The sequence below is a fragment of the Pseudomonas sp. Z8(2022) genome (genome assembly GCF_025837155.1).
Lineage (GTDB): Bacteria > Pseudomonadota > Gammaproteobacteria > Pseudomonadales > Pseudomonadaceae > Aquipseudomonas.
Map to the genome: position 1 here is coordinate 3,711,292 of NZ_CP107549.1, position 24,870 is coordinate 3,736,161.

20 protein-coding genes and 1 pseudogene are annotated in these 24,870 nt (G+C 64.1%); 17 read left to right on the top strand and 4 right to left on the bottom strand.

Annotated elements, in window-relative coordinates; genetic code table 11:
- Window positions 1-130 precede the first annotated feature (130 nt).
- The 3 genes from OEG79_RS17705 to OEG79_RS17715 are packed head-to-tail and all read left to right on the top strand — an operon-like array spanning window position 131 to window position 2,998.
- Complete coding sequence (locus OEG79_RS17705; RefSeq protein ID WP_264146252.1) at window positions 131-1,519, top strand: MATE family efflux transporter; 1,389 nt, start codon at window positions 131-133, stop codon at window positions 1,517-1,519.
- On the top strand, window positions 1,491-2,528 hold the full coding sequence (locus OEG79_RS17710) for a sensor domain-containing diguanylate cyclase (RefSeq protein WP_264146253.1): 1,038 nt from the start codon (window positions 1,491-1,493) through the stop codon (window positions 2,526-2,528). The genes OEG79_RS17705 and OEG79_RS17710 overlap by 29 nt, the downstream gene beginning before the upstream one ends.
- Window positions 2,529-2,539: 11 nt before the next feature.
- Entirely contained in the window at window positions 2,540-2,998 is a 459-nt protein-coding gene (locus OEG79_RS17715) for a DUF2214 family protein (protein ID WP_264146254.1), read from the top strand.
- 36 nt (window positions 2,999-3,034) lie between these two features.
- On the opposite strand, the gene speA is transcribed toward OEG79_RS17715, so the two are convergent.
- From speA to OEG79_RS17735, 4 genes are all read right to left on the bottom strand, one after another.
- The gene (gene speA / locus OEG79_RS17720; protein WP_264146255.1) at window positions 3,035-4,948 is read right to left on the bottom strand and encodes an arginine decarboxylase; all 1,914 of its coding nucleotides are present in this window, start codon (window positions 4,946-4,948) and stop codon (window positions 3,035-3,037) included.
- Between the two features lie 120 nt (window positions 4,949-5,068).
- Window positions 5,069-5,440 (bottom strand): translation initiation factor Sui1, encoded by a 372-nt coding sequence (locus OEG79_RS17725; RefSeq protein ID WP_264146256.1) that lies wholly within the window; start codon window positions 5,438-5,440, stop codon window positions 5,069-5,071.
- 356 nt (window positions 5,441-5,796) lie between these two features.
- Complete coding sequence (locus OEG79_RS17730; protein ID WP_264146257.1) at window positions 5,797-6,345, bottom strand: NUDIX hydrolase; 549 nt, start codon at window positions 6,343-6,345, stop codon at window positions 5,797-5,799.
- Entirely contained in the window at window positions 6,345-7,400 is a 1,056-nt protein-coding gene (locus OEG79_RS17735) for a DUF2333 family protein (protein ID WP_264146258.1), read from the bottom strand. The genes OEG79_RS17730 and OEG79_RS17735 overlap by 1 nt, the downstream gene beginning before the upstream one ends.
- Window positions 7,401-7,658: 258 nt before the next feature.
- On the opposite strand from OEG79_RS17735, the gene OEG79_RS17740 reads away from it, so the two are divergent.
- From OEG79_RS17740 to OEG79_RS17805, 14 genes and pseudogenes are all read left to right on the top strand, one after another.
- Window positions 7,659-9,272 (top strand): response regulator, encoded by a 1,614-nt coding sequence (locus OEG79_RS17740; protein WP_264146259.1) that lies wholly within the window; start codon window positions 7,659-7,661, stop codon window positions 9,270-9,272.
- A gap of 217 nt (window positions 9,273-9,489) precedes the next feature.
- The gene (gene dsbD / locus OEG79_RS17745) at window positions 9,490-11,259 is read left to right on the top strand and encodes a protein-disulfide reductase DsbD (RefSeq protein ID WP_264146260.1); all 1,770 of its coding nucleotides are present in this window, start codon (window positions 9,490-9,492) and stop codon (window positions 11,257-11,259) included.
- A 155-nt stretch (window positions 11,260-11,414) separates the two neighbouring features.
- Complete coding sequence (aroQ, locus tag OEG79_RS17750) at window positions 11,415-11,861, top strand: type II 3-dehydroquinate dehydratase (RefSeq protein ID WP_264146261.1); 447 nt, start codon at window positions 11,415-11,417, stop codon at window positions 11,859-11,861.
- 50 nt (window positions 11,862-11,911) lie between these two features.
- A complete protein-coding gene (gene accB, locus OEG79_RS17755) occupies window positions 11,912-12,376 on the top strand; it encodes an acetyl-CoA carboxylase biotin carboxyl carrier protein (protein WP_264146262.1) in 465 nt (154 codons plus the stop codon).
- Window positions 12,377-12,393: 17 nt separating this feature from the next.
- The gene (gene accC, locus OEG79_RS17760; protein ID WP_264146263.1) at window positions 12,394-13,749 is read left to right on the top strand and encodes an acetyl-CoA carboxylase biotin carboxylase subunit; all 1,356 of its coding nucleotides are present in this window, start codon (window positions 12,394-12,396) and stop codon (window positions 13,747-13,749) included.
- Between the two features lie 127 nt (window positions 13,750-13,876).
- Complete coding sequence (gene prmA / locus OEG79_RS17765) at window positions 13,877-14,755, top strand: 50S ribosomal protein L11 methyltransferase (RefSeq protein ID WP_264146264.1); 879 nt, start codon at window positions 13,877-13,879, stop codon at window positions 14,753-14,755.
- Window positions 14,756-14,808: 53 nt separating this feature from the next.
- Entirely contained in the window at window positions 14,809-16,083 is a 1,275-nt protein-coding gene (locus tag OEG79_RS17770; RefSeq protein WP_264146265.1) for a DUF3426 domain-containing protein, read from the top strand.
- 228 nt (window positions 16,084-16,311) lie between these two features.
- Window positions 16,312-17,310: a tRNA dihydrouridine synthase DusB gene (dusB, locus tag OEG79_RS17775; RefSeq protein ID WP_264146266.1), complete on the top strand. Its 999-nt coding sequence runs from the start codon at window positions 16,312-16,314 to the stop codon at window positions 17,308-17,310.
- Window positions 17,307-17,627 carry a DNA-binding transcriptional regulator Fis gene (gene fis, locus OEG79_RS17780; RefSeq protein ID WP_003242613.1) on the top strand — a complete coding sequence of 107 codons (321 nt, stop codon included), beginning with the start codon at window positions 17,307-17,309 and terminating at the stop codon, window positions 17,625-17,627. The genes dusB and fis overlap by 4 nt, the downstream gene beginning before the upstream one ends.
- A 71-nt stretch (window positions 17,628-17,698) precedes the next feature.
- Entirely contained in the window at window positions 17,699-19,306 is a 1,608-nt protein-coding gene (gene purH / locus OEG79_RS17785) for a bifunctional phosphoribosylaminoimidazolecarboxamide formyltransferase/IMP cyclohydrolase (protein WP_264146267.1), read from the top strand.
- Window positions 19,307-19,554: 248 nt separating this feature from the next.
- A complete protein-coding gene (gene purD / locus OEG79_RS17790; protein ID WP_264146268.1) occupies window positions 19,555-20,844 on the top strand; it encodes a phosphoribosylamine--glycine ligase in 1,290 nt (429 codons plus the stop codon).
- A gap of 137 nt (window positions 20,845-20,981) precedes the next feature.
- Window positions 20,982-23,768: a hybrid sensor histidine kinase/response regulator gene (locus OEG79_RS17795; protein WP_264146269.1), complete on the top strand. Its 2,787-nt coding sequence runs from the start codon at window positions 20,982-20,984 to the stop codon at window positions 23,766-23,768.
- Between the two features lie 42 nt (window positions 23,769-23,810).
- Window positions 23,811-24,407 (top strand): MarC family protein, encoded by a 597-nt coding sequence (locus OEG79_RS17800; RefSeq protein ID WP_264146270.1) that lies wholly within the window; start codon window positions 23,811-23,813, stop codon window positions 24,405-24,407.
- Between the two features lie 280 nt (window positions 24,408-24,687).
- A pseudogene (locus OEG79_RS17805) lies at window positions 24,688-24,828 on the top strand (GntR family transcriptional regulator); the annotation flags it as partial.
- Between the last annotated feature and the right edge of the window lie 42 nt (window positions 24,829-24,870).

Here is a 24,870-nt window from a genome sequence, read left to right on the forward strand (position 1 = left end):
GTGGGGGCGCGAAGGCAGATACTATAGCTGAGCGGCCAATTCGCCGACGAGGCGAGGCGAGAAAATCCGCCAAGCTGCGCACACTCCGCAGGGCGCCTATAATCGGCGCTTTGCCGGAACCCCACGCCCCATGTACGCCCTGTTCGAAGCCTGGCGCCACACCCCAACCCAGCGCAAGGTCTGGGCGCTGGCGGCGCCGATGATTCTCTCCAACCTCTCGGTGCCCATGGTGGCGCTGGTCGACACCGCCGTGGTCGGCCATCTGCCGCATGCTCACCAGCTCGCTGCGGTCGCAGTCGGAGGCAGCCTCTATACCCTGCTGACCTGGGCCATGGGCTTTCTGCGCATGGGCAGCACCGGTTTCGCCGCCCAGGCGGTAGGTCGCGAAGATGGTGGTGCGTTGCGCCAGGTGCTGGTGCAGGGGCTCGGCCTGGGCGTATTGCTGGCCCTGCTCCTCGGTTTGCTGGCCTTACCCTTCAGCAGTGCGGCGCTGAGCCTGATGCAGCCATCGGCCGAACTGGACCAGCTCGCGCGTCAGTATTTCCAGATTCGACTACTCGGCCTGCCCGCCAGCCTGGCGACCTATGCGCTGATCGGCTGGCTGCTGGGCACCCAGAGTGCCCGTGGCCCGCTGGCCATTCTGCTCACCGCCAACCTGATCAACGTGTCGCTGGATCTGCTGTTCGTGCTCGGCCTCGAATGGGGTGTGGCCGGCGCGGCCTGGGCCTCGGTGATCGCCGAATGGAGCGGCGCCCTGCTCGGCCTTTGGCTGGCCCGTGGCGCGCTGCAACACTACCCCGGCCAGTTCGATCACAGCGCGCTGAAACGCTGGAGCAACTGGCGCCCGTTGCTGGCAGTCAACCGCGACATCTTCATCCGCACCCTGGCGCTGCAGCTGGTGTTCTTCCTGATTACCGTGCAGGGCACGCGCCTGGGTGACGCCACCGTGGCAGCCAATGCCCTGCTGCTCAATGGCCTGACCCTTACAGCCTATGCCCTGGATGGCCTGGCACATGCCGTCGAAGCGCTGAGCGGGCACGCCCTTGGCGCGCGCGATCGCAATGCCCTGCGCCGCTCACTGCTGGTGGCCGGTATCTGGTCGCTACTGGCCAGCGCCGGCTTCGCGCTGTTTTTCCTCCTCGGTGGGCACTGGTTCGTCGGCATGCTCACCGACATTGCCGAGGTGCGCGAGCTGGCCCTGAACTTCCTGCCGTACCTGGCGCTGCTGCCCCTGCTGGCCGTGTGGAGCTATCTGCTCGACGGACTGTTCATCGGCGCAACACGAGCCCGGGAAATGCGCGACGCCATGCTCCTTGCCCTGGCGCTGGCGCTGCCACTGGGCTGGCTGCTGCGCGGCATGGAGAATCATGGGTTGTGGTTGGCATTTCTGCTCTTCATGACGCTACGAAGCCTGGTGCTGGGCGGCTATGCTTGGAACCTGAGCCGCCACGATCAGTGGTTCGTCCATTTCGCCGTAGGAGATGCCCCTGATGCTCAGCGCCGCGCTTCCCAGCAATGAGACCCAACGCCAGCAGGCGCTGGAACGTCAGGAGCTGGTCGATACGCCCGCCGATCCCTACCTCGACACCCTGACACGCATCACCCGGGACCTGTTCGACGTGAAGATCGTGCTGATCAGCCTGATCGACAAGGACCGCCAGTGGTTCAAGAGCCGTCAGGGCCTGGCAGTCGCCGAAACGCCACGCAGCCTCTCCTTCTGTGCCCATGCCATCGCCCAGGACGACCTGCTGGTAGTGGAAGACAACCTCGAAGACCCGCGCTTTTGCGATAACCCGCTGGTGCTGGAGCCGCCCCACGTGCGCTTCTACGCCGGGGTGCCGCTGCACGACGCTGCCGGCATGGCCCTCGGCACGCTTTGTCTGATCGACACTGTTCCGCGTCGACTTGACGCTCAGCAGCTGGCGCGTCTCAGGGACATGGCCTACCTGATCGAGGGTTATCTGAAGCTGCTCGATAGCTCAAAGCAAACCCAACAACTGCGTGATGCTCTCAGCCAGGAGCAGCGCAAGGGCATGCTCGACGCATTGACCCAGCTGTGGAACCGCACCGGCCTGCGCCATTTTCTGCCTCTGGAGCAGGCCGCGGCCGAGCGCAACGGCCTGCATCTCGGGCTGATCTATTGCGATCTCGATCATTTCAAGCAGGTCAACGACAAGTACGGCCACGCCGGCGGCGACCATGTGCTGTGGGAAAGCGCGCGCCGCATGAGCACGGCAGTGCGTCCGCAGGATGTGGTGACCCGTACCGGCGGCGAGGAGTTCGTCATTCTCGCGCAGGTGCACGATGAACAGGAGCTGCTGCAGATTGCCGAACGCATCCGCCTGGCCATCGCCAGCCAGCCGATGCAGCTGGAGCAGGCCGAGGTGCAACAGACCGTCAGCCTCGGCTGCACGCTACTGACCTCAGGCGAAAACGCCATGGACGCGCTCAAACGAGCCGATCAGGCGCTCTACCGAGCCAAACACAGCGGTCGCAACCGCAGTGAACTTGCCCCCGGAGCCCACTGAAGGAAACACAGATGGCTACTGCATTCGTCGCTTACCTGCACTACCTGTCGGTATTCGCCCTGTTCGCCCTGCTGAGCATCGAACATGTGCTGTTCAAGGCGCCTCTGGATCTGTCCCGCGCGCGCAGCCTGATGATCACCGACCTGGCCTACGGTATCTGCGCCGTGCTGGTGCTCGTCACCGGCGCCGCCCGTGTACTGTGGTTCGGCAAGGGCACTGCCTATTACCTGGGCAACAGCCTGTTTCACGCCAAGGTCGGGCTGTTCATCCTGGTCGGCCTGCTGTCCATCCTGCCCACGGTGGTCTTCATCAAATGGCGCAGCGCGGTGAAGGCCGGGCAGGCGCCCGAGCCAGGCGCACAGCAGGTACGCCTGGTGACCTGGAGCATTCGCATCGAGCTGCTGCTGTTGCTGCTGATCCCGCTGCTGGCCGCGCTGATGGCGCGCGGCTATGGGGTGATCGGCAACTGAAAAACGGCGCCCCGAGGCGGGCGCCGCGTTGGCCGGTCAGGACGCCAGGTAGGACGAGCGAGTCAACCCCAGGCGCAGCGCGTCGAGGAACTGGGTACGCTCACGAGCGCTGATCCGGGCGCTGGCCACCTTGTCGCGGTAGTGGGTCATCAGCTCCTCGGGGGACAGGTGCACGTAGCGCAGCATGTCCTCGATAGTGTCGTGGGTCTCGATACCGGCATGCACCACGCTGCCGTCGGCGGCCTGGTAAATGTTCACCGAGTCGGTGTCGCCGAACAGGTTGTGCATGTCACCGAGGATTTCCTGGTACGCACCGACCAGGAAAATGCCCAGCACGTAGTCCTCGCCCTCGCGAATCTCGTGTACCGGCAGGCTGGTCTCGATCGACTGCTCGTCGACGTACTGGCGGATCTTGCCGTCGGAGTCGCAGGTCAGATCCTGCAGCACGGCACGGCGCAGCGGTTCTTCGTCCAGGCGCGACAATGGCAGGATCGGCAGGATCTGGCCGATGGCCCAGGTATCAGGCAGGCTCTGGAACACCGAGAAGTTGCAGATGTACTTGTCGGCGAGCTTGTCATTGAGTTCGTCGAGCACCGCACGGTGCGAGCGCTGACGGGCCTTGAGCTGATTGTGCAGGCGACGGCAGATGGCAAAGTAGCACTGCTCGGCCAGCGCCTTCTGCGCCAGGCTCAGCTTGCCAGCCGAATACTGCGCGGCCACTTCCTCGATGTAGTGAGTGGCACGCCAGTAGGTTTCAGCGACCATTTCCGGGTCGCTGTCGTCCAGCAGCTCGATCAGTACCTGGAGGATTTCTGGCTGTTCGATACTCGCATCGATCTCCGGCACCTTGTCGTTGTGGCGCTCGACATCGGTGACCTGCACCAGCAGCACGGCGTGATGCGCGGTCATCGCCCGGCCGCTCTCGGAGAAGATGTGCGGGTGCGGGATTTCCTGGCGGTCGCAGAACTCCTTGAGCATGTCGACCACGGCATCGGCGTAGTCCTGCATGTCGTAGTTGATCGAACTGGCGTTGCGCGAATGGGTGCCGTCGTAGTCCACACCCAGGCCGCCACCGACATCCACATGGTCCACCGGCAGGCCCATGGCGCGCAGTTCGCCGTAGTAACGGATGGCCTCGCGGAAACCCTTGCGGTAGTCGGCGATGTTGGCGATCTGCGACCCCATGTGAAAGTGCAGCAGGCGAATGCCCTGATCCAGCCCGGCCGCACGGAAGCGCTCGACCACCGCCAGCACCTGTGCCGCGGACAGACCGAACTTGGACTTCTCGCCGCCGGTATCGGCCCACTTGGAGGACGCCAGCGACGACAGGCGCACGCGCAGACCGATCTGCGGCGCCACCTTGAGGTCGGCAGCCTCCTCGATCACCAGGGCGACTTCCGATTCCTTCTCGATGACGATGAACACGTTGTGGCCGAGCTTCTGCCCCATCAGCGCCAGACGGATGAACTCGCGGTCCTTGTAACCGTTGCAGACGATGGTGCCGCCCTTAGGCGCCAGCGCCAGCACGGCCAGCAGTTCGGGCTTGGAGCCGGCTTCCAGACCGATGGAGACATTCTGCGTGGCGATGATGTTCTCGATCACCGCTTCCTGCTGGTTGACCTTGATCGGGTACAGGGCGGTGTAGCGGCTCTGGTATTCCAGGCGCTCGGTACTGGCGTCGAAGGCGCCGGTCAGACGGCGCACGCGATCCTGCAGGATGTCCGGGAAGCGCACCAGCAGCGGCAGCGACAGGCCGCTCTGGCGCAGCTCGTCGACCTGCTGATAGAGGTCGATGGGCTGGCTGTCCGGACCGTTGGGACGCACTTCGATACGCCCGGCATCGTTGATCGAAAAGTAGCCGGCGCCCCAATGGCGAATGCCGTAGACACTACGGCTGTCGGCTACGGTCCACTGGCTGCCGTCGTCTTTGCGGGTGCGTCGTGCGGACATCGGGTTCTCCCATGAAAAAAGCCTGGCCCTGATGACGGCCAGTCTGGAAATTAGGCAAGCAGGATGACGTTTGCTCGGCGGTTGACCGACGAGCCTCATCGAAGTTTAGAAAAGGACGCTTCAGCCGCCGGACTTCTTCGCGGTAAAGCCGCGTTTGCTCAGTTCGGCCAGCAGCAGATCGACGTGGTCACCCTGAATCTCGATCACTCCGTCCTTGAGCGCGCCGCCGGTGCCGCAGCGCTTCTTCAGCGCGCTGGCCAGTTCCTTGAGCGGCTCTTCGGCCAACGGCACGTGGCTTACGGTGGTGACGGTCTTGCCGCCACGGCCCTTGGTTTCACGGCGTACGCGGGCGATGCCATCACCTTCGGGAATGCGCGTCTGTTTGCAGATGCAGGCATCCACCGGCTGGTTGCACTCCGGGCAATGGCGACCGCCATCCGTGGAATAGACGAGACCGCTCAAGGCGGAGAATGAAGAGGCTTTCTTGACCACCGGCTTGTCCTCGTAGGGGTCAGGATAGCGACTGGCCGACGGCAGTCGACCGCGAAGCCCCACTCAGGCAGGGGCAGCGCAAGCGGACAGACGTCCGCCGAAAAGGCCGCGCAGTGTAACGGCAAAGACCGCGCTTGCTAAGTATGGATTTGCGTCATTGTGCGGCACTTTGGCGACGCTGTTCGTCATCGTGCACGAAGCGCTCGGAATGCCTTACGCCGTAGGGTGCGCCGTGCGCGACGCAGTCCCGCATCTGAGGTAAAGGCGGTGCGCACAGCCCACCCTACGCGCAGGAGCTAACACAACCACCCTCTCCCGTCCTTCGGGCACCCTCTCCCGCAAGCGGGAGAGGGTCATCAGCCGGCCGCAAGCGGCCTGTTTATGTAGCGCTCCAGCGCCGCCAGCGAATCGGGGCAATAGGGCAGACGATGGGTTTCTTCCAGCGCCTGCTCGACGCTGATAAAGCGCGCTTCCAGCACCTCCTCGGGCTGCAGCACCAGCGGCGCGTCGGACACGGCCGAGTAGGCCACGCACCACAGGCGGCTTTCCGGCGCGTCGTAGAGAAAGTGCGCATGCTCGACCAGCTCGGCATCGACGATACCCAGCTCTTCGGCCAGTTCGCGCTCGGCGGAGAGCCGGTAATCCTCGCCTTCCAGCACCATGCCGCCGGCAGCCACGTCCCAGTAACCGGGATACAGCGCCTTGCTCAAGGTGCGCCGGTGCACGCACAGCAACCCCGCCGAGTTGAACAACAGGATGTAGGTGCCGCGTCCGATCAGCCGACGCTCGCGCAGCTCGGCGCGGGAAACGCCGCCCAGTGGCTGGTCGTGCTCATCGACCCAGGCGACCCGCTCCTGATCCGAAGCGGCACGATGCGCCGCCTCGGTCGCGGAAATCGCGTCCATCAACCTTGGCTCAGCAACTGCCGCAGGTCGATCAGGCCGGCGTTGGCGCGGGAGATGTAGTTGGCCATCACCAGCGAGTGGTTGGCGAGGATGCCGTAGCCACTGCCATTGAGGACCATCGGGCTCCACAGGGTCGCCTGCGCGGCCTCCAGCTCGCGGATGATCTGGCGCACGCTGACGGTGGCGTTCTTCTTCGCCAGCACGTCGGCAAAGTCCACTTCGATGGCGCGTAGCAGATGAGCCAGCGCCCAGGCCTGACCGCGGGCTTCATAGAAGACGTTGTCGATCTGCAGCCAGGGCGTCTCGTACACGCCGTCTCGCCCGATCAGACCGGACTCTTCGACGTCATTACCCACCTGCAGGTTCTCGTTCAGGCGCACCTGACCGACGCTGGCCGACAGACGCTGCGAAAGCGAACCAAGACGGGTGCCAGCATCGCCCAGCCAGTTGTTGAGGTTGTCGGCCCGGGCATAGAACTGCGCGTCCTTCTGACTCAGGTTGGCCAGATAGCGATCCAGCGACTTGATAGCTTCGCGATACTCGGACTCGGACGCAGGCAGTGCCCAGCTCTTGTTATCGAAGTGAAAGCGTGGTTCTGCCTTGGCCAGATCCGAGTTTTCCGTGGACTGCGACTGCGAGCGGGCGAAATCCTTGCGCAACGCACGGGAGAAATCGCGCACCTGCACCAGCACGCCGTATTCCCAGCTCGGCATGTTGTCCAGCCACAGACCGGGCGGGGCGAGGTCGTTGGACAGGTAGCCACCCGGTTTGTCGAGCAGGGTGGTGGCGACCTGCTTGAGGGTTTCCACCGTGGTGTAACCGGTAACCATCTGCCGTTGCGCCTGCTGCGCCGCGGTCTGGGCATGTTGCTGCACCTGGAAGGCAGACGGTTCCTGGCTCCAGTACCAACCGACCACCAGGGCGATCAGCAGATAGACACCGATCAGACCGCCCAGAGCCCGGGCGATCAGACTGCCGCCGCCGCGGCTGCCGCCCCCCGAAGCCTTGTCGGCGCCGTCCAGCGAGTTCGTCGCGCGATTCTTCCAGTCCAGCATGGCAGTGTCCTTTTTCAAGCGAATTCGAGTGTTCGACCGCAACCGGCCCAACGGGTTGCGACCTGCTGCGCACTATAAGACAAGCCTGCAGCAAAACGCAGGCAACGAAGGCAAACTTACGGCTGGGACGGGAAAACTATCTTTATGTCGCTTATTCGACAGAAAAACGGGCGCCAAATGATCGACGGCAATGCCAGCATCTCCGCCAAGTGATAGCATCACGCCACTACTGACCCAACCACCTTAAGAAGTCGGCCCATGACCGAGCACCCGGACCCCAGTCGCGATCGCCTCAAACATCACTTCGCCCAGCGCGTGATTAACCAGGCACGGCAGGTTCTGGAAGTCTGGCAGCGCCTGCAACGCAGTGAATGGAACGACGCCGGCATGGCCGAGCTGACCGAGGCCAACCTGCGCCTGCTGCGTTATGCCGAGCGTTTCGAACAGACCGAACACGCGCAACTGGCACAGAACATCGGAGCCAGCCTGGACGAGGTGGCGGAAAACCGTGGCCGCCTCAACAGCAACCTGATCGCCCAGCTCAACCAGTCCATGCAGCGCCTGTCCCGCACCGGCCTGCGCCACGGCGACACCTTCGAACAGACCTTCCTGCCCCCCCTGCGCAAGCCGGTCTACATCGCCCTGCAGGACGCCAAGCGCGCCGAACGCCTGGCCCAGCAGCTGGAGTTCTTCGGCCTGGCGGCGCAAGCCCTGAGCGATGAGCGCGCCTTCCGCGCCGCCATCAGCGAACGACACCCCGCCGCTATTGTCATGGACGTCGACTTCGCCGGCGCCGGACTGGTGCTCGCGAACTCGGTGCAGGAAGGTCTGGAACACAAGATTCCGATGCTGTTCTTCAGTCACTGCGATACCGACACGCCGACCCGCCTGGCCGCGGTACGCGCTGGCGGCCAGGAGTTCTTCACCGGCTCGCTGGATGCCTCGAGCCTGCTCGAACGCATCGAAGTGCTGACCCACGTGTCGCAGTACGATCCGTACAAGGTGCTGATCGTCGACGATTCCAAGGCCCAGGCGACCCATACCGAGCGCGTGCTCAACAGCGCCGGCATCCTCACCCACACGCTTACCGAACCGATCCAGGCGATGGACGCGCTGGCCGAGCTGCAGCCGGACCTGATCATCCTCGACATGTACATGCCCGAGTGCAACGGCACCGAGCTGGCCAAGGTGATTCGCCATAACGACCGCTACGTCAGCGTGCCGATCATCTACCTGTCGGCCGAGGACGATCTGGACAAGCAGCTCGACGCCATGAGCGAGGGCGGCGACGACTTCCTGACCAAACCGATCAAGCCACGCCATCTGATCGCCACCGTGCGCAACCGCGCGGCGCGTGCGCGCAACCTCAAGGCACGCATGGTGCGTGACAGCCTGACCGGCCTGTACAACCACACCCACACCCTGCAGCTGCTCGAGGACGCCTGCTTCCGCGCGCGCCGCGAAGAGCGACCGCTGGCCTTCGCCATGCTCGATATCGACCACTTCAAGAAGGTCAACGACACCTACGGTCACCCCATGGGCGACCGGGTGATCAAGAGTCTGGCGCTGTTCCTCAAGCAACGCCTGCGCAAGACCGACCACATCGGCCGTTACGGTGGCGAAGAGTTCGCCGTGGTGCTGCCGGATACCGACGAGAAATCGGCACTCAAGGTACTGGAGGAGATTCGCCAGCGTTTCGCCGAAATCCACTACCCGGCGCAGCCACAGGATCTGTCCTGCACCTTCAGCTGCGGCATTGCCATGCTGCAACCGGGGCTGGACAGCAACGCGCTGTCCAAGCGTGCCGACGAAGCGCTGTACAAGGCCAAAAATGCCGGCCGCAACCGGGTGGAGCTGTACAGCGGCGAGTGATTCGCCGCTACGTCGCGAGGCGTGACGCAGCGCAGGCGTTTCGCGCCTGATCGACTGCGACATGGCGGCGCATGGGCAGCTCGCCGGGAACTCGGCAAAACCGACCATCTCCAAGCGTCCGTGCATCCCCGGCGCCGGACGCTCCAGTATGGTGTCGACCATGCGGCGAGGCGCTTTCCGGTATCATGCCGCTACCTTTCGCCGAGATATTCGCTCGATGTCACTGCGCCGACTATTGCTTCCTTTGCTTCTACTCTGCCTGAGCCTGCCCGCTGGCGCCGGCCTGTTCGATCAGCGCCCGCCAGCCTCGCCGCTTGGCGCACCGCTGAACAACAGCAGCGATTTCCTGCCCGTACGCGAAGCCTTCAAACTGAGCCTGGTAAGCAGCGATACGCAGTCGGTGACGCTGCGCTTCGTCGCCACCGAGGGGTATTACCTCTACCGCCACCGCTTCAACTTCAGTGTCGAACCAGCCGACCTGGTGCTCGGCGAGGCGGAGCTGCCCGCCGGCCAGGCCAAGCACGACGAATTCTTCGGTGATGTCGAGGTTTACTACGGCGTGCTGGATATCCGCCTGCCGCTGGACAACCCGGACAACCGCCCGCTGCGTCTGCAGGTCGGCTACCAGGGCTGTGCCGACAAGGGCCTGTGCTATCCGCCGGAGACCGAGGCCATCGAGATCGGCGACATGCCGACAGCCAGCGGCGATACGGCGTCTGTCACGGCCAACTGGAACTGGAAGGAGCTGGCGCTGTTCTTTCTTGGCGGCCTGGCACTGACGTTCACTCCCTGCGTACTGCCGATGCTGCCGATCCTCTCCGGGGTGGTACTGCGCGGCCAGCTCGGCGGCCTGCGCAGCCTGACCCTGTCCTTGGCCTACGTTGTGTCGATGGCCTGCTGCTTCGCCATTCTCGGCACGCTGATGGGGCTGTTCGGAGCAGGTCTCAACCTGCAGGCGCGTCTGCAATCTCCATGGGTACTGGTGCCCTTCGCCGCCTTCTTCGCGGTATTCGCCCTGGCCATGTTCGGCCTGTTCGAACTGCGCATGCCACGCGCCATCAGCGAACCGCTGGATCGCCTGGCCGGCAAGACCCATGGTGGCTCGCACCTCAATGCCGCCCTGCTCGGCATTCTCTCCAGCCTGCTGGTCAGCCCCTGCGTTTCGGCACCCCTGGCCGGCGCGCTGCTTTATATCAGCGCCAGCGGCGATGCCCTGGGCGGTGGCCTGAAGCTGCTCGCGCTCGGCCTTGGCATGGGCACGCCGCTGGTGCTGTTCGCAGTCGGTGGCGGCGCGCTGCTGCCGAAAACCGGTACCTGGATGGTCACCGTACGCAACGCCTTCGGCGTGCTGCTGCTGGCCGTTTCGGTCTGGCTACTCGAGCGCGTCCTGCCGGGCAGCCTCAGCCTGGCACTCTGGGGTCTGCTCGCTGGCGGCGTGGCGGTATTTCTCGGCGCTCTGGAATTCGGCCCGAAAACGCATCGGCAGAAGCTCGGCCAGATTGCTGGCCTGGCGCTGCTGGTCTATGCCCTGGCAGCCTGGGTCGGTGCCCTGCAGGGCGCCAGCGACCCGCTCAAGCCGCTTGGCCAGTTGCAGGCCGGTGCCAGCCAGAGCAGTGCCAAAAGTGGCGCCTGGCAGACCCTGAGCAATCCGGCCGAACTGGACGCGGCCCTGGCCGAGGCCAAAGCCGCAGGCCAGCCATTGTTGCTGGACTGGTATGCCGACTGGTGCATCAGTTGCAAGGTCATCGAGCGCGAGGTGTTCGGCAATGCCGAAGTCGGCAGCAAACTGGCCGGCTGGCGCCTGATCCGCTTCGATATCACCGAAAGCAACGCCGCCCAGCGCGCCCTGCTGGATCGCTACCAGCTGTTCGGCCCACCCGCCATCCAGCTGTTCGCCGCCGATGGTGACGAGTTGCTCGATCTGCGTGTCGTAGGTGAGGTCGATGCCACCACCTTCGCCGCCCGCCTGGAACAGGCCGGGCGCTGAGCACCCAGTGCGGTTCGGGCAATTGTCTGGCAACGACCAAAACCAGCGCTATAGTCATATTTCTGCCGCAAACGCCGGGCATCGTGTCGGCTATTGCCGACATCAGGCCGGGTACGGCATAGTCCGCCGCAGCTCGAACAACAAGGAACACGACCATGGCCACCCTACTGGTGCTGCACGGCCCCAATCTGAACCTGCTGGGCACCCGCGAGCCCGACAAATACGGTGCGACCACCCTCGCCGAGATCAATCAGGATCTGGAGCAGCGCGCCCGCGACGCAGGTCACCATCTGCTGTATCTGCAGAGCAACGCCGAGTACGAGCTGATCGATCGCATTCACGCCGCAAAGGGTGAAGGTGTCGACTTCATCCTGATCAATCCTGCCGCTTTTACCCATACAAGCGTCGCATTACGTGACGCATTGCTGGCGGTGAGCATCCCATTCATCGAAGTGCACCTGTCCAACGTGCACAAACGTGAACCCTTCCGCCATCACTCCTACTTTTCCGACGTTGCAGTAGGGGTGATCTGCGGGCTTGGCGCCAGCGGTTATCGGCTGGCCCTGGAAGCGGCACTCGAACAACTGGCCGGGCGCGCCTGACGCGTTGCCTGGAAGACAAGTCCTACCTCACCTCTGGGAGTTGACCATTCATGGATATCCGTAAAGTCAAGAAACTGATCGAGCTGCTGGAAGAGTCCGGTATCGACGAGCTGGAGATCAAAGAGGGCGAAGAGTCCGTCCGCATCAGCCGTCACAGCAAGCAGCCGGCCTACGCCGCCCAGCCGGTCTACGCCCCGGCACCGGCTCCGGTAGCTGCACCAGCTGCCGCCGCAGCAGCCCCGAGCGCTGAAGCCGCCCCGGCCGCAGCACCGAAACTGAACGGTACCGTGGCTCGTTCGCCGATGGTCGGCACCTTTTACCGCGCTGCTTCGCCGACCTCGCCCAACTTCGTCGAAGTCGGTCAGACCGTGAAGAAAGGCGACATCCTTTGCATCGTCGAAGCGATGAAGATGATGAACCACATCGAAGCCGAAGCCAGCGGTGTGATCGAATCCATTCTGGTGGAAAACGGCCAGCCGGTTGAGTACGACCAACCCCTGTTCACCATCGTTTGATGCACGGGGAGCCTGCAATGCAGAAGCTGGAAAAAGTCCTTATCGCCAACCGTGGCGAAATTGCCCTGCGTATCCTGCGCGCCTGCAAGGAGCTGGGCATCAAGACGGTGGCCGTGCACTCCACCGCCGACCGCGAACTGATGCACCTGGGCCTGGCCGACGAGTCCGTCTGCATTGGTCCGGCAGCTGGTGCGCAGTCCTACCTGAACATCCCGGCGATCATCAGTGCAGCTGAGCTGACCGGCGCCACGGGTATCCACCCGGGTTACGGCTTCCTCGCCGAGAACGCCGACTTCGCCGAACAGGTGGAGAAGTCCGGTTTCGCCTTCATCGGCCCGAAAGCTGACACCATCCGCCTGATGGGCGACAAGGTGTCGGCCAAGGAAGCCATGATCAAATCCGGCGTACCGGTGGTTCCCGGTTCCGACGGCCCGCTGCCGGAAGACGAGGAAGAAGCCCTGCGCATCGCCCGTGAAGTGGGCTACCCGGTGATCATCAAGGCCGCTGGCGGCGGTGGTGGCCGCGGCATGCGCGTGGTGCACAAGGAAGAAGACCTGATCAAGTCGGCCAAGCTGACCCGTACCGAAGCCGGTGCCGCGTTCGGCAACCCGATGGTCTACCTGGAAAAATTCCTCGGCAATCCGCGCCACGTGGAAGTCCAGGTGCTGTCCGACGGCCAGGGCAACGCCATTCACCTGTATGACCGCGACTGCTCACTGCAGCGTCGCCACCAGAAGGTGATCGAGGAAGCTCCTGCCCCGCAGATCGACGAAAAGGCCCGCGCCGAAGTGCTCAAGCGCTGCGTCGATGCCTGCATCGAGATCGGCTACCGTGGCGCCGGCACCTTCGAGTTCCTCTATGAAGACGGTCGTTTCTACTTCATCGAAATGAACACCCGCGTTCAGGTGGAGCACCCGGTTACCGAAATGGTCACCGGCATCGACATCGTCAAGGAGATGCTCAGCATCGCGGCCGGCAACAAGCTGTCGATCAAGCAGGAAGACGTGAAGATCCTCGGTCACTCGGTCGAGTGCCGGATCAACGCCGAAGACCCGGACAACTTCATGCCCAGCCCCGGCAAGGTCAAGCACTTCCATGCTCCGGGCGGCAATGGCGTTCGCGTCGACTCGCACCTGTACAGTGGCTACAGCGTGCCGCCGCACTACGACTCGCTGATCGGCAAGCTGATCACCTTCGGCAAGGACCGTGACGAAGCCATGGCGCGCATGCGCAATGCCCTGGACGAAATCGTGGTCGACGGCATCAAGACCAACGTGCCGCTGCACCGCGACCTGACCCGTGACAAGGGTTTCGTCAAAGGTGGCGTGAACATCCACTACCTGGAAAAGAAACTGGGTATGGACAAGCACTGAGTCCGGACTCGCTGCATGACAGGGGCTGCCTTCGGGCGGCCCCTGTCGTTTCGGCGGCCGAACTGGCAAGCCGCCCGCCCCTTCAAGTAAGCTGCGCGGCCAATGCGCGCCCTTCATGAGGTATTCCATGCCCTGGTTACAAGTCCGTCTCGCCATCACTCCCGAACAGGCGGAAACCTACGAGGACGCCCTGCTGGAAGTAGGCGCCGTATCGGTGACCTTCATGGATGCCGAAGATCAGCCGATCTTCGAGCCGGACCTGGGCACCACTCCACTGTGGACGCATACCCATCTGCTCGCCCTGTTCGAAGCCGACACCGACGAAACCGCGCTGATCGCTCACCTGCAACTGCTGTGTGGCGGCACTCTGCCGGAGCATCACGTCGAGCGCATCGAGGATCAGGACTGGGAGCGCAGCTGGATGGACAACTTCCAGCCAATGCGCTTCGGCCAGCGCCTGTGGATCGTGCCGAGCTGGCACGCCGCACCGGAGCCGGACGCGGTGAACCTGCTGCTCGATCCGGGCCTGGCCTTCGGCACCGGCACCCATCCGACCACCGCACTGTGCCTGGAATGGCTCGACGGCCAGACGCTGGATAACTGCAGCGTGCTCGACTTCGGTTGCGGCTCGGGCATCCTCGCCATCGCAGCCCTGCTGCTCGGCGCACCGCAGGCGGTGGGCACCGATATCGACCCGCAAGCCCTGGAAGCTTCGCGCGACAATGCCTCGCGCAATGGCATCGACCCGGCGCGCTTCCCGGTTTACCTGCCCGCCGACCTGCCGCAACAGCCGGCAGACGTGGTGGTCGCCAACATCCTCGCCGGCCCGCTGGTTTCCCTGGCACCTCAGATCACTGCACTGGTCAAAGCCGGTGGACGCCTGGCACTGTCGGGCATCCTCGCCGAGCAGGCCGACGAAGTCCGTGCCGCCTATGCCGGCGCCTTCGACCTCGACCCGACGGCGACCAAGGACGGCTGGGTACGCATCAGCGGCGTCAAGCGCTGATGCGCGCTCAGTCGTTGCGTTAGACTAGCTGCTTGGATTTTCCGGACCCGCGCATGAGCGAAAGCCACGTCACCCAGTGCCCCCATTGCCGCACCAGCTTCCGCGTCAGCCAGGCGCAGCTGGGTGCTGCCCATGGCGTAGTGCGCTGTGGTGCCTGCCTGCATGTGTTCAACGCCGCCGAACAGTTGTTCGGCCCCCGCGCGCCGGCACCAGCACCGACGCCGGCCAACACGGCAAGCACTGCGCCCGACAAGCTTCAATCCGGCAGCGATATCAAGGCGCCGGCCAAGAAGCCGCTCGACGACACCCTGTGGATCCACGACGACCTCGACCTCGACAGCCTCGATCTGGACGAAGAGCTGGCCAGGCTGGAAGAGCAGGAACAGCAGCTGTCGCAACAGTTCCTCGCCCTGGAACAAACGCCGCCTTACACCGGGAACTTCGACGCCGGCGCCGACGAACAAGAAGCGGCGCATGACGAGGCCTGGGCCGAAGCCCTGCTGCGCGACGAGCCATTGAAACGCGAGCGCAGCAGTTTCGAACTGCAGCCGACCGAGAAGCAGCCGGACCCGCTGGCTGCACCGGAGCCGAAAGCAGCCAGCACGTTCAACGCGCCGGCCGTTGCCCGCAAGCCTTCGATCACCGACGAGCTCGACGAGACCGATGAGCCGCGCCTGGGCGACCTCGATAACGAGCCGGGGGAACCCGCCCCCCTGAACGACGGCCTGCACGACGACCGTGAAGAACCCAGAGTGGCACGCAACGAGCCGGGCCTGCGCGAGGAGCGTCTGTTCGAACTGGACGACGAGCCCCTGCAGCTCGACTGGCGCCAGCCACAGGGCATTGCCTGGGGGCGCGTGTTCGGCTGGAGCTTGCTCAATCTGCTGGCGGCCGGCGGCCTGCTGGCCCAGTACGTAACCTACAACTTCGACGAGCTGGCGCGCCAGGATCGCTATCGCCCCTGGTTCGAGCAACTGTGCCCGAGCATTGGCTGCAGCCTGCCGTCGAAAGTCGACATCGGCCAGATTCGCAGCAGCAACCTGGTGGTGCGCAGCCATCCGGAGTTCTCCGGCGCGCTGATCGTCGATGCCATCCTCTATAACCGCGCCCCCTTCGCCCAACCCTTCCCGCTGCTGGAGATGCGCTTCACCGACCTCGGCGGCCAACTGGTCGCCAGCCGTCGCTTCAAACCCAGCGAGTACCTTGCCGGCGAACTGGCCGGGCAGAGCGAAATGCCGCCGCAAACGCCGATTCACATCTCCCTGGATATCCTCGATCCAGGTACCCGCGCGGTCAATTACAGCCTCAGCTTCCACTCGCCCGAATAGCCTGAAGACGGCGCGACCGGTGGCCGCAGGCCACTCATCTAACTGCTGGCAATAAGCCCATAGCTGTTCAGAATTTGTTCAAAACGACCTTTATCCGGTCATCCAGAGCGGGTATCATGCCCACCCTTTTGCGAGCACCGCCCCACCATCGTTTCCCTCGAGGACACAGTGGAGGGCAGGTGTTGATCGCTTACAGTCTCAACTGCGAACCAACAAGCAGGGACGCCCATGTCGGCCCCACGTATTGGCCCCTACACATTGCCCAATCGGTTGATCCTGGCCCCCATGGCCGGCGTCACCGATCGCCCGTTCCGCCAGCTGTGCCGTCGCCTCGGCGCCGGGCTGGTGGTGTCGGAGATGGTCACCAGCGATGTGCGCCTGTGGAACAGCCGTAAATCCAGCCTGCGCCTGCTTCACGCCGGGGATCCCGAGCCGCGCTCGGTACAGATCGCCGGTGGCGATCCGCAGATGATGGCCGACGCAGCGCGCAAGAACGTCGAACTCGGCGCGCAGATCATCGACATCAACATGGGCTGCCCGGCAAAGAAGGTCTGCAACAAGGCCGCCGGCTCCGCCCTGCTGCGTGACGAGCCACTGGTACGCGAGATCCTCGATGCGGTGGTCGGTGCCGTGGACGTACCGGTCACCCTGAAGATCCGCACCGGCTGGGACCGGCAGAACAGGAACGGCATAACCGTAGCGAAAATCGCCGAAGATGCCGGCATCGCTGCACTGTCCGTACACGGGCGCACCCGTGCCGACCTGTACACCGGCGAAGCCGAGTACGAGACCATTGCCGCCATCAAGCAAGCGGTATCGATTCCGGTGTTCGCCAACGGCGACATCGACTCCCCACAAAAAGCCAAGGCCGTGCTCGACGCCACCGGCGCCGACGCCTTGCTGATCGGCCGTGCCGCTCAGGGCCGGCCATGGATCTTCCGTGAAATCGAGCACTACCTGCGTACCGGAGAAACCCTGCCGACACCAAGCCTGCTCGAAGTGGAACGCATCCTGCTGGAACATCTTGCCGCATTGCACGCCTTCTATGGCGAACTGATGGGTGTACGTATCGCCCGCAAGCATGTCGGCTGGTATCTGGCAACCCTGCCGGGCGCCAGGGAGTTTCGCGCCCAGTTCAACCGTCTGGACAGTACGGACGCACAGTGCGCCCACGTTCGCGCGTTCTTTCGCGAACGGCACGAAGAAGGAACAGAGGTGGCCGCATGACGTTGATGACAGAGACCCTAGTGAGTGGAATTGCACCCGTGAGTGACAACACCAGCCTTAAACAGCACCTGAACACGCCGAGCGAAGAGGGCCAGACCCTACGCGGCGCCGTAGAGAAGGCGCTGCACAACTATTTCGCCCATCTCGAGGGCGCGGACGTCACCGACGTGTACAACCTGGTGCTCACCGAAGTCGAAGCACCGTTGCTGGAAACCGTCATGAACCACGTGAAAGGTAACCAGACCAAGGCGTCCGAGCTGCTCGGCCTCAACCGCGGCACGCTGCGCAAGAAGCTCAAGCAGTACGACCTGCTGTAAGCGAATCCCCCGGAAAGGGCGGCCCGGTGCCGCCCTTTTTCACTGATATACCTGTTCCAATGGACCCTACCATGACCGACCAGACCACCCGCCTCCCCGTCCGCCGCGCCCTGATCAGCGTTTCCGACAAGACCGGCATCCTCGACTTCGCTCGCGAACTGGCTGCACTCGGTGTCGAGATCCTCTCCACCGGGGGCACCTACAAGCTGCTCAAGGACAACGGCGTGGCCGCGGTCGAAGTCGCCGACTACACCGGTTTCCCGGAAATGATGGACGGCCGCGTCAAGACTCTGCACCCGAAGATCCACGGCGGCATCCTCGGCCGTCGCGCACTGGACGGCGCGATCATGGACGAGCACGGCATCAAGCCGATCGACCTGGTAGCGGTCAACCTGTACCCCTTCGAAGCCACCGTGGCCAAGCCTGACTGCGACCTGGCCGACGCCATCGAGAACATCGACATCGGCGGCCCGACCATGGTCCGCAGCGCGGCGAAGAACCATAAGGACGTCGCTATCGTGGTCAACACCGGCGACTACGCCAGTATCGTCGAGAGCCTGAAAGCCGGCGGTCTGACCTACGCCCAGCGCTTCGACCTGGCGCTCAAGGCGTTCGAGCACACTGCCGCCTACGACGGCATGATCGCCAACTACCTGGGCACCATCGACCAGGCGCGCGACACCCTGAGCACCGAAGATCGCGGCGCCTTCCCGCGCACCTTCAACAGCCAGTTCATCAAGGCGCAGGAAATGCGCTACGGCGAAAACCCGCACCAGAGCGCAGCCTTCTATGTCGAAGCGAAGAAGGGTGAAGCCAGCGTTTCCACCGCCGTGCAACTGCAGGGCAAGGAGCTGTCGTTCAACAACGTGGCCGACACCGATGCCGCGCTGGAGTGCGTGAAGAGCTTCGTCAAGCCGGCCTGCGTCATCGTCAAGCACGCCAACCCGTGCGGCGTGGCCGTGGTTCCGGAAGACGAAGGCGGCATCCGCAAGGCCTACGATCTCGCCTACGCCACCGATACCGAATCCGCCTTCGGCGGCATCATCGCCTTCAACCGCGAGCTGGATGGTGAAACCGCCAAGGCCATCGTCGACCGTCAGTTCGTCGAAGTGATCATCGCCCCGAAAATCAGCGCCGCCGCCCGCGAAGTGGTAGCCGCCAAGGCCAATGTGCGCCTGCTCGAGTGCGGCGAATGGCCAGCCGAGCGCGCAGCCGGCTGGGACTTCAAGCGCGTCAACGGTGGCCTGCTGGTACAGAGCCGCGATATCGGCATGATCACCGCCGACGACCTGAAGATCGTCACCCAGCGCGCACCGAGCGAGCAGGAAATCCATGACCTGATCTTCGCCTGGAAAGTGGCCAAGTTCGTCAAATCCAACGCCATTGTCTACGCCAAGAACCGTCAGACCGTCGGTGTCGGCGCCGGCCAGATGAGCCGCGTCAACTCCGCGCGCATCGCCGCCATCAAGGCCGAGCACGCTGGTCTGCAGGTGCAGGGCGCGGTGATGGCCTCCGATGCCTTCTTCCCGTTCCGCGACGGTATCGACAACGCCGCCAAGGCCGGTATCACCGCGGTGATCCAGCCGGGCGGTTCGATGCGCGACCAGGAAGTGATCGCGGCAGCCGATGAAGCCGGGATTGCCATGGTGTTCACCGGCATGCGCCACTTTAGGCATTAAAATCGGCCGCACTGAAAAACCGGCATCTGCGTTGTTGCCCCAAGTTCCGCCAATGCTCATTGCCATTAGGCAACTGCGCTTGTCGGAGCCTGGGGCGCCTGGCATCTACCGGCTTCATCGCGACCTGACACCGAGTCGCCAAGTTTTTGTAGCGGCCCGAAAGATTTGCGTCGTAGCCCGGATGAAATCCGGGGACACCCCACTCAAAAGCCCCGGATTGCATCCGGGCTACGGTCAGGAGAAACCCCATGAACGTACTGATCATCGGCAGCGGCGGTCGTGAACACGCCCTGGCCTGGAAAGTGGCGCAGGACAAGCGCGTCGAGAAGGTCTTCGTCGCCCCGGGCAACGCCGGCACCGCCGTCGAAGCCAAGTGCGAGAACGTGGCCATCGACGTACTGGACATCGAAGCGCTGGCCGACTTCGCCGAGAAGAACGTGCAGCTGACCATCGTCGGCCCGGAAGCGCCACTGGTCAAAGGCGTGGTCGACCTGTTTCGCGCACGCAAGCTGGACATCTTCGGCCCCACCGCCGCCGCCGCCCAGCTGGAAGGTTCCAAGGCCTTCACCAAGGACTTCCTGGCCCGTCACAAGATCCCCACCGCCGACTACCAGAACTTCACCGAGATCGAGCCGGCGCTGGCCTACCTGCGCGAGAAAGGTGCTCCGATCGTGATCAAGGCCGACGGCCTGGCCGCGGGCAAGGGCGTGATCGTCGCCATGACCCTGCAGGAAGCCGAAGACGCCGTGCGCGACATGCTCGCCGGCAATGCCTTCGGTGATGCCGGTTCGCGCGTGGTGATCGAGGAGTTCCTCGACGGCGAGGAAGCGTCCTTCATTGTCATGGTCGACGGCGAGAACGTGCTGCCGATGGCCACCAGCCAGGATCACAAGCGCGTCGGCGACGGCGACAGCGGCCCGAATACCGGCGGCATGGGCGCGTACTCTCCGGCACCGGTGGTCACCGCCGAAGTGCACAAGCGCGTGATGGATGAAGTCATCTACCCGACCGTGCGCGGCATGGCCAGCGAAGGCAACGTCTACACCGGCTTCCTCTATGCCGGCCTGATGATCGACAAATCCGGCGCGCCCAAGGTCATCGAGTTCAACTGCCGCTTCGGCGACCCGGAAACCCAGCCGATCATGTGCCGCCTGGAAAGCTCTCTGGTGCTGCTGATCGAGGCCGCGCTGGCCAAGGCGCTGGACAAGGTCGAGGCGACCTGGGACCCGCGTCCGACCGTGGGCGTGGTGCTGGCCGCCGGCGGCTACCCGGGCGACTACGCCAAGGGTGACGTGATCGAAGGCCTGGATGACGCCGCCAAGCTCGACGGCAAGGTGTTCCACGCCGGCACCGCACTGAAGGACGGCGAGATCGTCACCGCCGGCGGCCGCGTGCTGTGCGCCACCGCCATCGGTGCCAGCGTCGCCGATGCCCAGCAGCAGGCCTACCGCCTGGCCGAGAAGATTCGCTGGAACGGCATGTTCCACCGCAACGACATCGGCTACCGGGCCATTGCCCGCGAGCGCGGCGAGAGCTGATAACCAGGGATTCGGTGCAGTTCGGCAAAAAAGCCGGCTTGCGGCTGGCATCAGGTGGCAAAAATGCCTGGCTGCGCCGTATTCCCGCAGACAAATGCTTGGCTATAATCCGGCCACTCATTTAGAAGGACTTGCCCGTGCGCCGGCTCAGGATTGCCATCGGACTACTCGCCAGTTTGCTGTTGCTTGGCCTTGCCCTGACAGCCAGTGCGACCTCTGCCCCGACAGGCGCGCATGGCTGGTCCTATCTGGTCGACGCCAGCGCCCGCCTGGGCCTCGAAGAGGTGCGGGCCCAGCGCCAGCAGTTCAAACCGCTGAGCAAGCAGTCCTTCACCTTCCCCCCCAGTGATCACGCCGTCTGGCTGCGTGCCGAACTGGCGCCGCAGCAGCAACCGGTCTGGCTGTGGATCTTCTCGCCCCGTGTGCAGTATCTCGACTACTACCTGCTGAGAGACGGCGAACTGGAGCAGAACCTGCATACCGGCGAGGCCATGCCGCTGGACACCCGGCCGCTGCCATCGCGCTTCTACCTGATGCCCCTGCCCAATGACGGCCAGGCCCGTGTCGCATATGTTCGCCTGACCTCCAACCATCCGCTGATGACTTGGTTCAAGGTCATGGACCAGACCGAACTGGTCAGCCTGGAAAAGCCCGCCTACCTCTACGGCATGCTGTTCGGCGCGCTGCTGCTGCTGACGCTGTATAACCTCATCCGCTTCATCTACAGCCGCACCGCCAGCAGTCTGTGGCTGGCCGGGGTGAACATCGGCCTGGCCGTGTGCTCGTCGGCCAACCTCGGCATCTTCGCCCAGTGGCTCCCCAGCCTGGGCTACAACCAGTCCCTGATCGCCGATCTTTCCGCACTGTTCGCCGCCTTCAGCGCCCTGGCCTTCGGCCTCAGCTTCATGCAGGGCACGCCGGTGCAGCACAGCGCGATCAATCGCCTGCTGCAGGGCAATGCGCTGCTGGTCCTGGCCTATGCCCTGTGCATCGCCGTCACCGGCCTGTTCTGGTACAGCTCGCTGGTCTACCTGCTGGTGGCCCTGAGCGCAATCAACCTGCTGCTGGTCAGCAGCCTGCACTGGCGCGCCGGTTACCAGCCGGCGCGGCTGATCACCATCGGCATGCTGGTGTTCAACCTCGGCTTCGGTTTCTTCGTACCGGTGCTGCTCGGTTTCGATCAGCTCAATCCGGGCTGGCTGGTGCTCGGCGTGTTCAGCGTTGCCACGCTGGCCGGTCTGATCCTCAGCGTGTCGCTGACCGAGCGCCAGCGGCAGATTCAGCACGACACCCTGAACGCAAGCACCGCCCTGGCCGCCAGCAGCGCGGAGCTGCGCGCCAAGGCCGAGTTCCTGGCGAAGATCAGTCACGAGATCCGCACGCCGATGAATGGGGTGCTGGGCATGACCGAACTGCTGCTGGGCACGCCGCTGTCGGCCAAACAGCGCGACTACGTGCAGACGATTCACAGTTCGGGCAACGAGCTGCTTACCCTGATCAACGAAATTCTCGACATTTCCAAGCTGGAATCCGGGCAGATCGAACTGGACGACGTGCAGTTCGACCTCAGCGCGCTGATCGAGGACTGCCTGGACATCTTCCGCGCCAAGGCCGAACAGCAGAAGGTAGAGCTGATCAGTTTCATCCAGCCGCAGGTGCCGCGGGTGATCAGCGGCGACCCTACGCGCCTGCGTCAGGCGCTGCTCAGTCTGCTGGACAACGCCTTCAAGCAGACCGACGAAGGCGAGATCCTGCTTGTCGTTGCACTGGACAGCAGCAACGGTCAGCATCGCCTGCGCGTTGCCGTACAGGACAGCGGCCGCCCGCTGCAGCCGGAGGAGCGCGATGCGCTGCTCAACGCCGAGCTGCAGAGCCGTGACTTCCTCGCTGCCACGCAACTGGGCGGACGCCTTGGTCTGATCATCGCGCGTCAGCTGGTGCGCCTGATGGGCGGTGAATTCGGCATCCAGGGCAGCGGCAACCAGGGCACCACCCTGTGGCTGAGCCTGCCGCTGGACGCGGCCCGGCTGGAACAGCCGGAAACCGATCTGGACAGCCCGCTGCAGGGCGCACGTCTGCTGGTGGTGGACGACAACGACACCTGCCGCAAGGTGCTGATGCAGCAGTGCAACGCCTGGGGCATGCAGGTCAGCGCCGTGCCGTCCGGCAAGGAGGCTCTGGCCCTGCTGCGCACCAAGGCTCATATGCGCGAGTACTTCGACGCGGTGCTGCTCGACCAGGACATGCCCGGCATGACCGGCATGCAGCTGGCCGCCAAGATCAAGGAAGACCCCAGCCTCAACCACGACATCCTGATCATCATGCTCACCGGCATCAGCAACGCGCCGAGCAAGGTGATCGCGCGCAACGCCGGGATCAAGCGCATCCTGGCCAAGCCGGTGGCTGGCTATACGCTCAAGACCACCCTGGCCGACGAACTGGCCCAGCGCCCCAACGACACCCCGGCCCAGGCCGCGCCAACACCGGTGAGCACGCCGCTGAACGTGCCGGCCGACTTCCGCATCCTGGTCGCCGAAGACAACAGCATCTCCACCAAGGTGATCCGCGGCATGCTCGGCAAGCTCAACCTCAAGCCGGACACCGCCAGCAACGGCGAGGAAGCCCTCAGCGCGATCAAGGCGCAGCCCTACGATCTGGTGCTGATGGACTGCGAAATGCCGGTGCTCGATGGCTTCTCCGCCACCGAGCAGCTGCGCGCCTGGGAACAGAGCGAGAAGCGCCCGCGCACGCCGGTGGTGGCGCTGACCGCGCATATTCTCAGCGAACACAAGGAACGCGCGCGTGCCGTGGGCATGGACGGCCATATGTCCAAACCGGTGGAACTGTCGCAATTGCGCGAGCTGATCGAGCACTGGATCGCCGAACGCGAACTGCGCCGCCAGCGTGATGCACTGCCACACTGATAACCTTCTTCACCTTATCTGCCTTTCTGCGAGCATGCCGCCATGGCGTCCGAGTTGTTCAGCCTGTACCTGAAGATGCTGGTGCTCTACAGCCCCTTCTTCGTCCTCTCCTGCTTCATCAGCCTCAGCCGCGGCCACACGCTCAAGGAGCGCAAGCGCCTGGCCTGGAAGGTGGCGCTGGGCGTGCTGGTGGCGAGCATGCTGCTGTACCTGTTCGGCAAGCACATCTTCGTACTGTTCGGCATCACCATCGATGCCTTCCGTATCGGCGCCGGTTCGGTGCTGTTCATCTCGGCGCTGGGCATGGCTCAGGGCAAGTCGGCGGTGCAGAGCGACAACGTGCAGCAGGACGTGACCATCGTGCCGCTGACCATTCCCCTGACGGTCGGCCCCGGCACCATCGGCGCCCTGCTGGTAATGGGCGCCACTCAGCCACACTGGGACGACAAGCTGGTGGCGGTGGCGGCGATCTTCCTCGCCAGCCTCACCGTGGGTCTGGTGCTGTACCTGTCCAACCAGTTCGAGCGCCTGCTTGGCGACCAGGGTCTGCAGATCGTCAGCCGTCTGATGGGCCTGTTCGTCTGCGCCCTGGCGGCGCAGATCATATTCACCGGGGTGAAAAACTACCTCGTCCCCTAGGGTTGCCACCCATCTGGCAGCGCTGTTTGGCCAGATCCTCTCGCCGCCCCACGGCAGAACATCCGCCTGCCCTGCGCACGCCGATGCGCACCTCATTGGTGCACACACCATCGCCCCCGCCTCGACTCAATAGAGCCTCAGCATCTTCCTCGCGCCCTGACCGCAGCAGCGCCGTGCGCGCCCTGCAGCGCGGTATCCGGCGCGTTTCCGGATGGCCGATCCTGCCCCGGCCGAGGCATTCGCCGGCGCCGCAGGGATGGAATTGCTGACCGACAGCCCAGAAAGGGCACAGCAATTGCTCAAGAGCCATATAGAGGTCAGCAAGGCAGAGGTGCATTCGATCACCCTGCACAGGCTGTACGGCGCTCGCCAGCACCTGGAGCCAAGACCGGTACAACCGGGACATGACCTTCACGCATGACCAATAACAACGCTGTCCGCTTAATCACATCCGTGAATGGAG